The organism is Enterococcus sp. DIV1096b (assembly GCF_050498765.1).
Classification (GTDB): Bacteria; Bacillota; Bacilli; order Lactobacillales; family Enterococcaceae; genus Enterococcus_D; species Enterococcus_D entomosocium.
Genome location: NZ_JBMHEK010000001.1, coordinates 3,347,170 through 3,363,087, shown reverse-complemented (window position 1 = coordinate 3,363,087; position 15,918 = coordinate 3,347,170). Strand labels below are relative to the sequence as shown.

Genomic DNA, 15,918 nt, shown 5'->3' with positions numbered 1-15,918 from the left:
ATAATTTATATGTGTCACTCTATTTTTGTGTTCATAAACTCGTAACTAAATCATTGTTCAATGAAAATTTAGATTTATGAGTATTTGGACAAACCTTGGATGTGGTCAGATACTTAATAGTATTTGATACCTTGCTCATAGTGATGGTTATTTTTTATTGTAAGTAACTATACAGATATAGTTTGAAAATAGAATTTCTTATTTTCCATACTCACAAAAAATGCTTTTAATTCAGTGATTGAATTAAAAGCATTCTCATTTTACCAATTATATTTTGTTGTTAATGTTACAGTGTTGTAGCCTGATTTTTTAAACTGATGATACCCTAAAGATTTAGGGCTAGTGTGCAGTATACCAAACGTTGCTTGTGCGCTTCCATATTTGCTATTTTTTACTGTATTCTGATCGCTGTTTATGAGTTTTTTTCCAGATGTATAAGACTCACATTTCGACCAGATAGAATCTTGTGTTTGACTAGCAGTTGAAGTAGCCACAAAAACTAGATTAGATTTTGATAGATTTCCTTTTACTGAAATAGAAGAGCGTGTGAGTGCATTCGACATTGTTGCTTCGTTTGAGTCAACAACTTCAAGTAGATTTCCTTGTTCGCTTGCAAGGGCTGTCGTCGAGACATTGAATCCTAAGATGCTTAGCAAGAATGTAAAAAGTATAATTTTTCTTTTCATTATTGATTCTCCTTTACTGATTCGCTCTAACTTCATGAGTGACCGTTGAATAACCTGATTTCTTAAATGTTGAATTTGCATAGGTATAGTTTTTTGACACACTTACTGGGGCATGATTTGTTTTAACAGAATTATACGCTGTTTTTGTTTTAGTAGAAGACTTATCATTTTTCAGTACACCGTTTGAATTGTAGAGCCGTGATCGTACAAAGATACTGTCCATCATTTTAGCCGCTTCTCCAGTTGCAGAGGACGCTGCACTTATTGGAGCGAGTGTGTAATGGATTGTAGCAGTCGTAGTACATTTGATGGAAGACCGTGAAACCCCATCTGTCATGGAGCTAGAATCACTATTCGAGATGACTATTTCTTCTAAAATTGGATCTTCTTGAATATTTCCACCTTCTTCAGAGGCGTATGCAAAACCTGGTAGTGTTGTAAGTGGTAAGAGACCCAGTACCCCCATTTTATATAGTGCTTTTTTCATTGTGATGACCTTCTTTCTTTTTATTTTCAAAGTTACCCTTCAAGATGAAAACAATAAATAATACTGCTTTCACGAAAGAGAAACTGTGATTTACTGTATCCAGAGGAACCTCTTTTGCTAACAATAACTGGAAAATAAACGGAACAACTATTGGCGAGATTATGACGTATATACAATATACGAAATATGCGAAAATTAAGTTATTTACGAGATTTGCTGTTTTTTTCATATTTTTCCACCTACTTACTATTTTTTATGAGTACAGGATTTGAGAAATCAATTTCAGTAATAGAATATATCCCATCGTCCATTTGATATGGCGACAGAACATCAACTAATTGAAAAATACTGTTTTCTTTTTTTGTGACGGGAATTTTAATCGGAATCCTATACAATTTATTATCAGAGATTTCATACACGGTGTTTGGAGGCAGTTCATTTTTTTCTATGAGAGAGCCATTTATAAAGGGAAGAATTGAGTGTCTGCTGTTCTCATTACTAGTTTGTCCCAAAAGAAGCTCCACACTGTCATTAGATCTTTTTTCAAGTTCGAGGATCGCTTCATTTGAAGATTGAACATTTACCATTGAAATTCTGGCGTTGTAATCGTTCGTATCATTATCATTAAGAAATTTAATGGACTGAGGATAGGTACTGTTGTTAGTCAAATTGAATCTTAGTCCCATAACTGAGTATTCTAAACTTCTTTCTAAGGTCATCGAGTCGTTCGATTTCGGATATTTAAAAAGTAAAATCATTAGTTCGTTTCCCTCAGAAATATTGTCTATTGAAAGGTCTATATTTATTTTCTGTTTATTGGTCAATGAAAATATGTTTGCCGAAGTAACTTCTTCTCCATTAACTTCATAGGGAATTTCATGCAAGTCCTTTAATATGTTTAAGTAATAAAGGTATTGTCCCTCCATATCTTGGATAATTTCAAGATCCCCTGAAAATGAAGATGAGCCACTTTGGTTTATTTGTGTACCTACATCAACTATCTGACCATTACTATCACGTAATCCATAACTTATGGTGTTTTCGAAAACAATAGTTTGAGTTTCTTCGGACTTAGGATTAGTTAATAAGAGGCCGGGCAAAACTAAAAAAATAATTATGGATAATGCAACTGTTGAAAGTATGGCAAATAATAATGGTGTTTTTTTATTTTTAAATATTCTCTTTCTCATCATTCACACTCCTTTTCCATTTACATTTTCATAATGACACATATCTATTTACTTTAAAGGACTAATCTGTTTACATTTCAGGTTTACGAAGGGATGTAAACCTGAAGTTTACGTAGTGTAAATAGAACGATACTTATAAATACCATTATTACAATGTATACTAAGAGAAAAATTTAGAATAGGAGAACGAAATGAAAAAAATATTTACGTTATTTATATTAGGAGTAGGTATTCTTTTTTTTCCAGCAACGGGACTTGCGCACGAAAATGAGGAGTTAGTATTTGACCTTGATTCAACAACTATTAGAAGCGAGTCATCGTATATAGATGACTCGGGAGAAACTATTGAACTAATGATTGAAAATATTTCATCCGGTACTAGGGTAGGTAAAGGGACATACAAAGTCTCGAAAAAAAGCACGGGTAATTGGTTAGTATCGTACAATGTGACTGTCAACTCGAACAAACAATTTACAGCTGCAACTAATTTAAATATGACCACTTATCAAGGGAGTATTACTTCAAGTTCTTTGAGTAGCAATTCATCAAGAGCTATCTGTAACTTCAAACACAAGATTGGAACAATGACTTCTAATGCGAGCGTGACGACGACTATTTCAAATGGTAAACTGGTTGTAAAATAATAAGTAGGTGTATTTAATGATGGAACTCGGGGAAAAACTTAAGTCACATCGGGAAAACAAAGGATTCTCACAAGTGTTTGTAGCTGAAAAGCTTAATGTTTCAAGACAATCTATTTCAAAATGGGAAAATGACCGAGGCTACCCTGACTACGACAACTTAATTCTACTGAGCCAACTTTATGAAGTTTCTATTGGAGAGCTACTCGATGAGAATGAAAAGTTGAAGAAAAAAATTGAACATAATAATGAAGATATTGCCAGCAAGAAACAGAAGCTCCAACTTTTACGAAATACGCTGGGAAAAGATGAAAGTCTGGTTTTAATTGGTCTTTCAGCGCTAGCATCGTTCATATTTCCAGTGGGCATTATTGTGTGTATGTTCGTATTTGTCAGAAATAAGCGCTGTAATTCATACTATAAATTAATTTGGCTTATCAGCATTTTAGCACTGGCGTTAAATTTATATGCTGGATACGGACACTTAGCAAATTATATGGGGTGGGGATCAGTTTCGATCGAACAGATTGAATAACGTCAAAATCAGTAGGAGTAAGAATGAAAAAACGAAATTTACTTACTGTTTGTAATGAAAGAAGAAGCGTCAATCAGCAAAAATTAAACTATGCGGAAGAATTTCTGCTATTTAGGGGTAAAATTCAGGAAGAACTGTATTCTGATAAAATATTTCTGACACTGATTGATAAAGAAAAGGGATTAGTTCAAGAAAGAGATAAACTATTAAATGAGTAGTACCATTCTATGGTGAAGACAATTTTAATTCTGAAGGTGTAATAGTAACTACTAAAAGTAAACTTTTCGTTTACCTTTAGTAGTAAACCGATGATGTAAACTTCTCGTTTCTTTCATTTTTTTCATATTTCAAGGATACTTAGTGTATAAAAAATGAAAGAGGGATCAAAATGAAAAAATCTATCGTAACAACTATGTTAACAGCAATAGTTGCAACCACTGTATTTACAGCTTTTGGTGGTGCAGTAACTTATGCTAAAGCAGAAACAATGGAAGAAACTAATGAACTTATTCTTCCTGACGAAAATGCACCAATTTTTTCGGACGAAGGAGCAGAGTACTTAAACGTTCCTGAAATTAATCTTGATAATGATACAAACTTGTACTCGGAAGGCATACAAGTAAATACTAGAGTAGCTCAATATAGAATGTGGAGAATTGAATCGAAAACATCAGCTGGTACATCTTATGGCGCATGGAGAAATGGACCATCTGGAAAGGGAAAAGCAACATTGTCAGCCACTAACTCAAATACTTCTAGTAGATCTGTTTCGTCTTCGATTTCAGGTAGTTATCCAATTGGTGCCGATAAAATCGGAGCATCGTTGGGAATTACAATTGGGCAATCAAAGACTTACGGAGTATCTTATTCTATAAATATCCCCGCAGGTAAAAGACAACAAATAATTTTTAGACCAGTGTACAAATCTACAAAAGTAGTACAGCGTGAGTATATAAGTGGAGTCAAAACAAAGACAGCTAGAACCGCTACTGTAAAAACCTTTAGTCATTGGGATTACTCATTTAAAAACCTATAAGGAGAAAAAGATGGAGAAACAATACATTTATAGTTTATTTATCGGATTCATTTTATTATTTCAATTACAATTGATCAGTTACTGTAACTATCTTTTGGTTAAACAAGGTACAATCAATGGTGTTTTAGATCCTTATTTATTACTAAAAACGCCATTAGTCGTTATCCCCGTCTTGTTTATTTTATATTGTGCATACGGCATTTATAAAACGATTAAGAAACGATAAAAAATTAGTGCGCGTGTTAATTCTTCCCCAAATTAACATAATCTCGATATGGATTTCTAAATTAAGAAAAAACTATAAAAATGTGGTCACCATTAAAATCACTCAAAAATGATTGAGTGATTTTTTCAGTTTTCATTATATGGAGTGTTCAGAAAATGACGATTTCCTGAACACTCTTTTTAAATGCCATAATTGAAATTTATTGCTCTATTCTTGTGTACATAAACTCGTAACTAAATCATTGTTCAATTAAAAATTAGATTTATGATTATTAGGACAATTAATATAAAGGGACAGAAACATTAAAAATCAGTAATCAAATGGAATGAGATATGAGTGAAACAAGAGGACACTTTCTACAGTTTTAATAGTCAGACTACTCATTAGTATCAAAAGAAAAAACGTTGATTCTCTCTCATTTTCGCATCAAAATTCTTCAGTAATTGACCTGAAGGAAAAACACTTTATTCTTGTACAATTTGCTTAAAGCAGTTAGACTTATCCGGCCCTAAAATTTAGAAGCTTCGTTCTAACTCTCTGAGCCCGATCATTCGTAATCGGGTATTTTTGTTCTGCAAATATTATTAATAAATATAAAACTGATTTATAGGAAAGCCGAAGACATTTTAAAAGTTTATTATCTTTATAATAACAATTCGGAGCGTAAGGTAATGCCTCGCTAAAAAATAACTTATAATTCTTGAGAAGGAAAAACCAAAGAAATAAGCTAAACGAAAAAAAAAATTTAGACATATATTAATTTTTGTATAAATAAAACACTTAATAACGTGGATTATTAAGTGTTCTCATTTTTTGTTTAAAAAACTATTCTCCTAACAAATGAATAGATTACTTACGTGGAAGGAGGCCTAAAGGGAAAAAATGGCTATTTGTCAATAAGGACTGATGAGTTGTGCAAAATCAAATCTGGGTCAGAATGAACCTCATTCTGGCTCAGATTTTTTGTTATCTCACTTTGATTAATTGACTGATCAAAAAGATTCTAATTCTCATGTTCTCGAATGATTTAAATCTGTAGGATACTCGTTTCATTGTCTTTATGTGGGTATTCTTCGCTTCTATTTTTCCATTGGAATAAGGATAGATCATTGCGTTGGTGATGCCTTCTTCATAGGCCAGAAGGTTTTGAAGCTTCTCCCGAAAGCTGTCATCTAACGTTTCGGGAAGTTCTGTCAATAAGGAGAAAAATAAGTCAGGGTCTTTGTCTCGAAAGGCTTCAACTAATTCATGAAAAAAGGGATACGCCTCCTTCAGGGGCGTAGAAAACTCAAGCAATCGATCAATCATCATTGCTTCAGTAAGAAATGGGTATTTTGGTGCTCGGAAACTTTTCCATGTTTTGTATTCATAATGGTTGATGTTTGCACGATTTTTTAGCAAAAAGCGCCAGTTCTTTTTCAGTTTTTCTGCCTGGCTTTTCTGTCCGGCTTTACGAAGTTCATTCATTTCACGGATACGCAACTCATTGAACGCTTGATTCATGTGTTTGACAATATGAAACCGATCAATCACTACTTTCGCATTTGGCAGAACACGTTTGGTGAGCTGGAAGTAGGCGGCGTTCATGTCTGTCACCAAGAATTCTACTTCTTCTGGATTGGTACAACCTAAGAAATAGCTTGTTAATCGAGGTAATTTACGCGTAGGCAAAACATCTATTAATTTTCCTGTTTCGCCATCTGCGCAAATAAAGCTCATTTTATCTTCTATGGAAGCATGCGAACGAAATTCATCAACCATCAATACTCTGGGGAGAATCTTCTTAGATTGCTTTGGTAAATAGCTTTTAAACTCTTTCAATGTACGAATAACGGTGGTCAAAGATACCTGACAGCTTTTCGCAATAAAAGATAAAGATACTTTTTCAGTCAGTAAAGAAGCAATTTTATATCTAACATGATTTGCGATTGAATGTCTGGGTTGGACAAAATAACTTTGAGCAGTCCAATGGGTTCGGCAGTTTTTACAGGTATAGCGCTGCTTTTTTAGGCGCATAACCAAAGGCATCTGATTGTATTGTTCAAAACGGACAATCGTTTCCTTCTTCCCATTTTTCACTATAATTGTTTTCCCGTTTCCATCTACCACAGTAGAACCACAACTTCTACAAGCACGAGGAGTAGGCGAGAGAACAGCATCGACGACCAACGTCTTTTTCTTCTGAAGGGTCTCGTAAGAGATCTCTGTAATCATCAAATCTTTCTCTGTTATTCTCAACATTTTTTTGATAGAATCATTCATATAGCATATCGTCCTCTCAGTTGTTTATTTTGTGGTGATTTAATCATACTAGAGAACGATATGTTTTTTAATACCTAAAATGAAAATGGGGCTGAAGAATCAATTCTGATTCATCAGTCCCATAAATTATAGAGCCAGAATTTTTTCTCTGTATTCTCCTGCTTTTTTTGAGAACAGAAACAACAAGCTTATTCCATGCACCCATTTTCTAAGAGTGAGTAATAAAGTAAATCAAGCCCATTATTGTTGCATGTGCAACAATAATGGGCTATTATAGTGCTAGATAGGGAGGGGATAGTTCGTGGAGGATATACTTCGTGAGATAGGTTCGATCAGTAGAATGTTGGAATCCATTGCTAATATTGAATTTAAAGAGGTTCAACTCAGTAAAGGACAATACATTTACTTAGTTCGTATATTTGAAAATGAAGGAATTATTCCTGAACGATTAGCCGAACGGATCAAAGTTGATCGCACGACTTTGTCCCGGGCGGTAAAAAAGTTAGAGGAAAATGGGTTTATTCTAAAAGAGTCAGACAAAGAAAATAAAAAAATCAAACACTTATACACAACCGCCAAAGGGAAACAAGCGGTTCAATTAATCATAAGAGAAAATAACTATTCAAATAAAGTAGCGATTCAACAGTTATCTGCTTTAGAAAGAAAAAATCTTGCGGAAATGCTGAAAAAAATAAAATCTTCGGTAGAAGTTGATTGGGTCAACGTCAAGAATGGGATCAAAAGAGACTATTAAACGAATAACGCCGCTGGGGAGATTGGATCTGATTGAATGTACATTCATGCTACCTAGGGTAGGAAGCACAGGTAGCTGATATTTGGTTAAAAAGGATATAGCTCGGCTGTCTGCTGAAAAAACAGAGATCCTGAAAAATAAAGGACATGAATTTGTTCAAATAAACTAAACAGGAGTGTAGAGAAAGTGAAGAAAATAATGATCGATCAAGAATTTTGGGCACTATTTCCAGAAGCACAAATCAACTGCCTTGTTGTAAAAAATATAAACAATGTTGCCGATGCTGCACACGAAACGTTTTTTACTGACTTGCTAAAAAGTAGTAAAGAACAAGCAAAGCGCTACTTAACAACCGACACCTTCAGTGAAAACCAAGTGATCCAAGAATGGCGAAGTGCTTTTCAGCAATTTAAAACGAAAAAAGGGGTACGCGCTTCCATCGAAGCACTGTTGAAACGGGTGAATCAAGACAGAGAATTTTCTCCCATCAATCCTTTAGTAGATATTTATAATAGTATTTCCTTGAAATATGGTGTCCCTTTAGGCGGAGAAGACCTCGATACAATCGTTGGCGACCTTCATTTAGGCGTTGCAAAAGGTGGCGAATCTTTCTTTCCCTTAGGTGCAGATACTGATTCCCCAGCCTTGGAAAAGGAAGTCATTTACTATGATGAGAAAGGTGCAATCTGTCGATGCTTAAATTGGCGGGAAGCTCAACGTACGATGCTAACAGAAGAGACCACCAATGCTGTTTTATTCATTGAATCGATCAATGAAACGCAACGGGCTCGGGCGAATGAAGCAATCAAAGAGTTAAGTCAGTTGGTTCAAGAGTATTTTAAAGTAGCAGGTAATGATTATGTGCTAAGTAAAGAAAGTCCTGAAATCATTTTGCAAGGGCGAGCTTCTTGTCTATAGGATAAGGATGTACACGTACTTTTTCTCGATTTTGCATACCATTCTCTCATTTTGATTGATCGGTCATCGTGAAAATCTTGACCCAAATATTCGGATGTGCAATAATTAGGTGGAATTTAAATAATGACATTAGATTTGTTCGCCGGAATAAATCTTATTGAAGTCAGAAAAACTAACCTTAGGCTTTTATGGTTAGTTTGTCTGACTTCTTTTTTGTTTTAGGAGGTATAGGCAGATGTTAAAAGAACAATTGAAAGAAAAAGGAAAGAGCCCTAACCAGTCGGGACTTTCCAGTAAAGAAGCAGAAATGAAGCTAGAAAAATATGGGTTTAATTCCATAGAAAGCAAAGACGAGAAGCATTTTTATGACTATTTGAAAGAGTCGATGAAGGATATTACCATCTTGATTTTAATCGTTGCAACGCTCTTATCTAGTTACGTTGCATTTCAAAACCACCCTGATGATTTTACGGAACCAATAGTCATCTTTTCAATTGTCATTCTTAATCTATATTTGTCGATTCGACAGCAAAAACATGCGGAAAAATCAATAAGTGAATTAAATAAGATAAGTGTTCCCGTAAGTAAAGTATTCAGAGATGGGGCGTTAAAAGAGATTGAAAGTTTGAACATTGTTCCTGGTGATATTGTTCAGTTGGCATTAGGGGACCGTATTCCAGCAGATGCTAAACTTTTAACTAGTAGTAATTTCTTTGTTGATGAATCGTTTCTAACTGGTGAAAGTGAACCAAGTGAAAAAGATCCCACCTATATTTCTTCTAAAGAAGATTCTTTAGGGGACAGAAAAGACTTGGTTTTTTCTGGCTCATTAGTAGTCACAGGAAAAGCAAACGTTCGAGTTGAAAAGACAGGAATGAATACGGAAATTGGTAAAATATCGAGCTTATTAAGCAAGGAAGAAACAACCATAGCACCTCTACAAATAAAAATGCAAAAACTTGGGAAAGTTCTAGGACTAATCGCTATTCTCTCTGGCTTTCTAGCGATTGCTATAGGAATCAGCAAAGGATTGTCTTTAGAGACCAGTATCATGACCGCAATATCCATGGCTGTTGCTGCTATTCCAGAGGTTTTGCCAGTCGTAGTAACAATCTCTCTAGCGGTTGGGATGAGAAATATGGCACTGAAGAAAACCATCGTTAGGACTCCTTCAACAGTAGAAACCGTTGGAGGTGTTTCAATCATCTGCTCAGATAAAACTGGAACGATTACGGAAAATAAGATGATCGTGAAAGAAGTTATTATCATGAAGGATAGACTGACTTCCTGCTTAGAAATAACAGAAGAGAAGGATAAAAATCTCTTATTTCTCTTCTATCTTGCTAGTTCGATGGAAGAAAATACAACAGTAACTAGTAATCCAACAGAGTTGGCGATCAGAAAAAAACTGGCATCGCTCTTCACTAAAGAGGAACTAGGTAAAGTCGCTTCAACCTTTGAACAGATTCATGAAGTTCCTTTTGATTCAAAACGAAAAAGAATGACTGTCTTATATAAAGTAAACAACCAATATGTTTCTGTCACAAAAGGGGCTTTTGATCGCTTGGATCTCATTGATGCGAACAACCCCACCTACGTGAGCAAGCATGATGAGTTGGCCAATCAAGCATACCGTGTTTTGGGCGTTGCTTATAAAAGATACGATGAAAAACCTACACGTCTTACTGAAGAAATTCTTGAAAGTCAGTTAGAGTTTGCAGGATTTGTTGGGATTATCGACCCAGCTCGGCCCGAAAGCTATACGGCTGTTTCTATTGCAAAACAAGCAGGGATTCAAACCGTAATGATCACAGGGGACCACTTACTAACAGCAAAAAAAATCGCAGAAGATGTAGGAATTCTCACCGATGGGAAAAAAGCAATGACCGGCGCGGATTTACATGAAATGAGCGATGAAAAATTAGCCCATGTGATTGATGACTATCGAGTCTTTGCCCGTACTTCCCCAGAAGATAAAATTCGAATCGTAAAAGCATTTCAAAAAAATGATGAGATTGTCGCTATGACTGGCGATGGTGTCAATGATGCACCTGCATTAAAAGCAGCTGATGTAGGGATCGCAATGGGAGGTGGCACAGAAGTAGCAAAGGAAGCTTCTGATATGGTTTTAGTAGACGATAATTTTGCGACGATTGTTCAGGCGGTTGAAGAAGGACGACGGGTATACAGCAATATCAGAAAATCATTATACGCGATGCTTGGTTGCAATATTTCTGCACTGACGATCGTTTTAATTTCCTTGCTCGTTGGGTGGGGAGCACCTGTTACAGCGGTTCAATTGTTAATCATAAAAGTAGTTGCAGATGGAATCCCAGGAATGAGTCTTAGCATTGAACCAGTCGATAAAAAAGCAATGATGGAAGCCCCGATCGCTAAATACACGAGCATTTTTGCGCAAGGATTATTGGTAAAAATTGTAGAAATCTCAATTGTTTTTACAGGCGTCACATTAGGCGCGATTCTAATTGGACGTCTAGAATCGATAGAGGTTTCGCAGACAATGACATTTATTGTATTGGGATTATCAACTATTGTGCATATGTTTAATTGTAGAAGTAAAGAATCTATTCTGAAGCTGCGTTTTTTGAGCAATCCGTTGTTAGTAATGACAACCTTCATAGGTGCATTGATCATTATCTTGTTAGTAACGATTCCATTCATGCAAACTATTTTTGGCTTTGTTTCTCTTCGTGCAGTTGACTGGCTATGGGTAATCGGCTTATCCATTTTTCCTTTAGTGTATATTGAAGTGAAAAAATACTTTGGTTTCTTCTAATAAGAATGATAAATAGAAAATCCTCTGTTAACAAATTTTCTTGAGAAATGAGGGAGGGCAAAAACTGGGAAGTTTTTGCGTCTCCTTTAATTATTTACAGACGCTTATGATTTCTGGTTTGATATTATTTAGAAGATATCAGAATGCATAGCAACTATTGTTGAAAGGAAGGAATCGGTAGTATGTTTCAGGAAAATCACCAGAAGTAGCTAAAAAAATCCCCTCTATTCTACTCTCTTTTTCAAGAATTCCTGTTAAATGGTAGGTTTTATGTCAAAATGAAAGGTAGAAATCGATGAGGAGTTGTTGAAATGAAGGAAACAATATTAGCAATGAAGCTGAAAGAATATAGAGAAAAAAACAAGCTAACACAAAGTATGCTAGCAGAATTATTAGAAGTAAGTGACAAGACAATCTCAAAATGGGAGTTAGGTGCTACGTACCCTAGCAAAAAAAATATGATCAAAATAGCCGAAGAATTGGATATCTCATTAGAAACATTACTTTTGGAAGAAACTAAGAAAGACAATGATGATTTAAAAGTAAGTATCAAGTATGGGGTGATTAGTTTTTGCTTGCTCTTTTTTGTCACGATGATCGTTACTTCGTTCAATCAAGACTTCAGCACGATTATGAATCTTTCTATTCAAGAAAAATTTGGTGTACTTTTAAACACTGCTTTAAAATTATTGAGCATCTCGGTGCCGCCAGCGATCATCATTGGCTCCGTGTTTTATTTTTATATCTTCCCTAAAAATAAAAAAGAGAACGAACCATTTCCTCGGTTTCGACAGAAATGGTAGATTAGAGTATAGGAATCAAGTCATGGACAGAAAAACGCATTTTAGATAAAAAGAATGCTCAGTCTGGCTAGTGTGAAAAGCGCATAAATTTTATAAGAAGGGGAGAACAGGGTGGGATTCTTTGGTAAAAAGAAAGAAGTCAGAAATTTAACGAAGGAAGAAGAAGCAGAGATCAAAGAAGAAATGGCACGACAAATTCTTTCGAAAAACGAAAATGATATTGGCATGGTCAAGAAAATTAAAGTCCTGACAAACATGCGTACAGGACAAGCGAAAGACCTATTCCTGAAATTTAGGGATGAGTTAACCGAGAATTAATCGGATAGGGAATCAGATAGCGATTGCCCTTCAAGAAGGCGATATTTTGCTTATTATGTTTCTTTCAAAATTGAGATGAATAGAAAGGGAGAATAGATATGAAGAAAAAAAACTCTGAAAAATGGTATTTTTGGGTACTTGTTGTCATAATGGTTGTTGTCTTTTTCTATCTTACTAAGTAAAGAGAATGAATTTTCTTGAAAATAAACACTTACTAAGAATGACTATTTTTTAAGTTATGAATGGATGATGATTTTATGAAAAACGAATATGGATTTACCTTGATTTCAGTTTTAACTATGTTATCCATTAGATTATTATATTGATGAATGAAGCATCCAGAGACCCATTGTTTTCTGAATGCTTTTTTCATCTACAAATCATTCTTTGAGAATCCGGCTGTTGCGAAAAATCAGTGATAGTGTATTAGAATATATGATGAATTCTGTTGAAGGGTGCGTTCATTAAATGGCTCGGGCGATTAATTCCCTGTAGGGTTTCCATTAAAAGGACCACTTACAACGACTTTTCCCAACATATGGCCACTTTCGACATCTCTCGTTGCGCGCTTCAAATTTGCCGCGTTGATTCCATCCGAATAGACTTTGCTTAAGGTTGTTTTTAGTGTCCCTTCATTTGCTAAATCAGCAATCACTTTTAGCGCTTGTCCTTGTGTCTCGATTTGATAGTCGTGGTCTGTTTTAGCGAACATATACTCCCAATCAAAGCTAACAGAAAGGTTTTTCCATACACTTAAATCAAGGGGCTCGTGAAGGCCAACGATCGTGCCCACATGACCATAAGGTTTTACCAAATGGCTGATTTGATCAAAGTATTGGGTGATGTCAAACAAGACAGCGATATAGTCAACATTCGGAACGCCTAATTCTCGAAAGCTGTCCCTTAGGTCGTGATGGTAGTCTAAAGGGTGGTCAACCCCGGTTTTTTGAAGCCAGTCAAAATTTTTTGAACTAGCGGTAGCATACACTTCTAGACCTGCCCAATGAGCCAACTGATTCAGTATCGATCCGACGCCACCCGCACCATTGATGACGAGAATACTTTTCCCTTGATTGGCGTTTTCTTTAGGAATCAAGCCGAATTTTTCAAACAGCAATTCATAAGCGGTTAATGCAGTCAATGGGAATGCAGCAGCCTCTTCATCTGTTAAATTTTTAGGGGCTAGGGCAACGATCCGTTCATCGACTGCTTGATATTCTTGATTGCTTCCTGATCGAGTGGTGGTTCCTGCATAAAAGACCCGATCACCAACAGTAAATTTCATGACATCTTTTCCGACAGCGACCACTTCTCCGACCGCATCAAAACCTAAGATACGCAGGGCATTTCGCTTGCGAGTCGTTTGCCGTAATTTGGTGTCGACTGGATTGACCGAAACGGCTTTGATTTTTACTAATAAATCACGAGGGCCTGGAACAGGGATTCCTTCTTTTTGGTCAATAAAACTATGCGTAGATTCAATTGGCAGGCCTTCGAAAAAGCCTATTACATTCATCGTTTTCTGTTCTGACATTTTCATTCCTCCTTTTCTGGATAGAAAATCGCATTAGTTCTTTTACGTATTGCCCTCCCTTTGGATCAAGACCGGTTAGTTTGCTTTCGCAGGATTTTTTCCGATAAAAATGCGGAACAGACTGTAAGGCTTCTCTCTCAGGTCTTCTCCTTTGTGAAAACTAGCCTGCCGTTGCAGCTGGTTGGCGTTAAAATATAAGTATTGATCTGGTCCAATAGATAAAGTATCTGGCCATAAAATACGCGGATCGTGAGCCAAAGTCTCCATAGTACCATCCGTGTGAATCACACGAATGCTGTTGTTTTCATAGTCGCCAGCATAGATCGTTCCATCTTCTGCCGTAATCATGCCATCAGAGGCGCCTTTTTCGCCCCAATCTTTAACATGTGCTTCTAATGCGTGATCATCAATTTCTTTGTTGAAAATTTTATCGGTTTCAATTGAGTATAAATGTCGACTGGATAAAGGACTAAAAAACAAGGTTTTTCCGTCGGGAGAAATCGCTAGGCCGTCAGCTGCCACTTGCCAATGCGAAGTTGTTCCATCAGCCGAGCGATTTAACAAAATCTCGCCTTCAACTTTAGGAATAAAGGCTGGATCAACCGCGGTGGAGGGCGTGCCATCTAAAATACGGAATGCATCGCCAGTACCTAAATCGAGTACGATCAACGCACCAGGACCGGTAATAGAAGAATCGGTTATATAGGCTACCCCTTCAGAACCGCGGCGTAAATCAATTCGAACATCATTCAAATACGTAGAGTCTAGGACGACATCCGGTGAAAAAGTATAGACTTTGCGAATTTGATTAGTACTTAAATCCACAGCAACCAGTTTTGCCCCACCCTTAACAGGAACGGTGAATTTGGGTGCAGCGGTATCCAATACCCACAAAGTACCAGCACCATCAGCAACGATACTTTGTACACTTAGAAATCCGTTTTCCGGTTTTTGAGGATCAAATGTATTCGCTTCTTGGCTAGGATAAGGAATTAATTTGCCGTCTACTCGTTCAACGACTGTCGCGGTTACTTGGTCTCCCCATTCAGGAAAATTAATAAAGATTCTCCCGGTTTCCGATAAGCTAACGCCGGTAGGCATCGCATCATAAAATTCATGAACTTGTTCTAGTTTGCCAAAATAGTTTTCTTTTGCAGCATTCATTACGTATCTTCCTCTCTGAGCTTTCCCTATTTCACTTCGACTTCAAAGTTCACAACACCACGAGCTAGGACATGTCCAAAGGTATTAAAAATGAAAAAAGCTGGGGTAGAATCCTCAGGAATTTCAACTTTCTCAATAGCCAATGCCCAAACCGTTAAGAAGTAGTGATGAACACCATGACCTTTGGGCGGCGCAGCACCAATATATTTTTTCATGCGGGCATCATTTGGTAATTGAACGGCTCCCGGTGGCAGCTTTGCGTTATCGCTACTGCCGGCTCCTTGTGATAATTCCTCTACAGAAGCGGGGATATTCATGACTGCCCAATGCCAAAATCCTGATCCAGTTGGTGCATCAGGGTCGTATAAGGTAACCGCATAGCTTTTCGTATTGCTTGGTGCACCGGTCCAGTGAAGCTCTGGTGAAATATCTTGTCCATCCTCAATCCCAAAATCACCAGACATAAATTTTTTATCCATAAGTTTCCCGTCAACAATGTCCTTACTGGTCACGTGAAACGCTGGCACGTCTTGTAATCCTAAAAATGGATCGTTCATACTATCTCCT

General features: G+C 36.5%; 16 protein-coding genes. 9 read left to right on the top strand and 7 right to left on the bottom strand.

The window, feature by feature from the left end; all coding sequences use genetic code 11:
• Nucleotides 1-260 precede the first annotated feature (260 nt).
• The 3 genes from IGJ17_RS15850 to IGJ17_RS15840 form a co-directional block, all read right to left on the bottom strand.
• The gene (locus IGJ17_RS15850; protein ID WP_086372436.1) at nucleotides 261-686 is read right to left on the bottom strand and encodes a hypothetical protein; all 426 of its coding nucleotides are present in this window, start codon (nucleotides 684-686) and stop codon (nucleotides 261-263) included.
• A 13-nt stretch (nucleotides 687-699) separates the two neighbouring features.
• Nucleotides 700-1,173 carry a hypothetical protein gene (locus IGJ17_RS15845; RefSeq protein WP_086298851.1) on the bottom strand — a complete coding sequence of 158 codons (474 nt, stop codon included), beginning with the start codon at nucleotides 1,171-1,173 and terminating at the stop codon, nucleotides 700-702.
• Between the two features lie 239 nt (nucleotides 1,174-1,412).
• Entirely contained in the window at nucleotides 1,413-2,363 is a 951-nt protein-coding gene (locus tag IGJ17_RS15840; protein WP_086332761.1) for a hypothetical protein, read from the bottom strand.
• Between the two features lie 191 nt (nucleotides 2,364-2,554).
• Between IGJ17_RS15840 and IGJ17_RS15835 the strand changes: the two genes are divergently transcribed.
• The 4 genes from IGJ17_RS15835 (at nucleotide 2,555) to IGJ17_RS15820 (ending at nucleotide 4,575) form a co-directional block, all read left to right on the top strand.
• Nucleotides 2,555-3,007, top strand: a complete 453-nt coding sequence (locus IGJ17_RS15835) for a DUF5626 family protein (RefSeq protein ID WP_086372435.1) — start codon at nucleotides 2,555-2,557, stop codon at nucleotides 3,005-3,007.
• A gap of 16 nt (nucleotides 3,008-3,023) precedes the next feature.
• Nucleotides 3,024-3,539, top strand: coding sequence for a helix-turn-helix domain-containing protein (locus IGJ17_RS15830; RefSeq protein ID WP_218568917.1), 516 nt, complete (start codon nucleotides 3,024-3,026; stop codon nucleotides 3,537-3,539).
• Between the two features lie 23 nt (nucleotides 3,540-3,562).
• Nucleotides 3,563-3,757, top strand: a complete 195-nt coding sequence (locus tag IGJ17_RS15825; RefSeq protein WP_086332758.1) for a hypothetical protein — start codon at nucleotides 3,563-3,565, stop codon at nucleotides 3,755-3,757.
• Nucleotides 3,758-3,927: 170 nt separating this feature from the next.
• Nucleotides 3,928-4,575 (top strand): hypothetical protein, encoded by a 648-nt coding sequence (locus IGJ17_RS15820; RefSeq protein WP_086332757.1) that lies wholly within the window; start codon nucleotides 3,928-3,930, stop codon nucleotides 4,573-4,575.
• A gap of 1,192 nt (nucleotides 4,576-5,767) precedes the next feature.
• Here the strand turns inward: IGJ17_RS15820 and IGJ17_RS15815 are convergent.
• A complete protein-coding gene (locus IGJ17_RS15815; protein ID WP_429961598.1) occupies nucleotides 5,768-7,063 on the bottom strand; it encodes an ISL3 family transposase in 1,296 nt (431 codons plus the stop codon).
• A 301-nt stretch (nucleotides 7,064-7,364) separates the two neighbouring features.
• Between IGJ17_RS15815 and IGJ17_RS15810 the strand changes: the two genes are divergently transcribed.
• From IGJ17_RS15810 to IGJ17_RS15790, 5 genes are all read left to right on the top strand, one after another.
• Nucleotides 7,365-7,817: a MarR family winged helix-turn-helix transcriptional regulator gene (locus tag IGJ17_RS15810; protein WP_086332754.1), complete on the top strand. Its 453-nt coding sequence runs from the start codon at nucleotides 7,365-7,367 to the stop codon at nucleotides 7,815-7,817.
• 198 nt (nucleotides 7,818-8,015) lie between these two features.
• Complete coding sequence (locus IGJ17_RS15805) at nucleotides 8,016-8,735, top strand: B3/B4 domain-containing protein (RefSeq protein ID WP_086298847.1); 720 nt, start codon at nucleotides 8,016-8,018, stop codon at nucleotides 8,733-8,735.
• A gap of 235 nt (nucleotides 8,736-8,970) precedes the next feature.
• Nucleotides 8,971-11,532, top strand: coding sequence for a cation-translocating P-type ATPase (locus tag IGJ17_RS15800; protein ID WP_016620264.1), 2,562 nt, complete (start codon nucleotides 8,971-8,973; stop codon nucleotides 11,530-11,532).
• Nucleotides 11,533-11,843: 311 nt separating this feature from the next.
• On the top strand, nucleotides 11,844-12,335 hold the full coding sequence (locus tag IGJ17_RS15795; protein WP_005233169.1) for a helix-turn-helix domain-containing protein: 492 nt from the start codon (nucleotides 11,844-11,846) through the stop codon (nucleotides 12,333-12,335).
• 111 nt (nucleotides 12,336-12,446) lie between these two features.
• Complete coding sequence (locus IGJ17_RS15790) at nucleotides 12,447-12,653, top strand: hypothetical protein (RefSeq protein WP_005233172.1); 207 nt, start codon at nucleotides 12,447-12,449, stop codon at nucleotides 12,651-12,653.
• A gap of 481 nt (nucleotides 12,654-13,134) precedes the next feature.
• Here IGJ17_RS15790 and IGJ17_RS15785 read toward each other — a convergent pair whose 3' ends face one another.
• The 3 genes from IGJ17_RS15785 to IGJ17_RS15775 form a co-directional block, all read right to left on the bottom strand.
• Nucleotides 13,135-14,187: a zinc-binding alcohol dehydrogenase family protein gene (locus tag IGJ17_RS15785; protein WP_008380297.1), complete on the bottom strand. Its 1,053-nt coding sequence runs from the start codon at nucleotides 14,185-14,187 to the stop codon at nucleotides 13,135-13,137.
• Nucleotides 14,188-14,262: 75 nt separating this feature from the next.
• Nucleotides 14,263-15,351 (bottom strand): L-dopachrome tautomerase-related protein, encoded by a 1,089-nt coding sequence (locus tag IGJ17_RS15780; protein ID WP_005233176.1) that lies wholly within the window; start codon nucleotides 15,349-15,351, stop codon nucleotides 14,263-14,265.
• 26 nt (nucleotides 15,352-15,377) lie between these two features.
• Nucleotides 15,378-15,908 carry a YbhB/YbcL family Raf kinase inhibitor-like protein gene (locus IGJ17_RS15775; protein ID WP_005233187.1) on the bottom strand — a complete coding sequence of 177 codons (531 nt, stop codon included), beginning with the start codon at nucleotides 15,906-15,908 and terminating at the stop codon, nucleotides 15,378-15,380.
• Nucleotides 15,909-15,918: the final 10 nt, after the last annotated feature.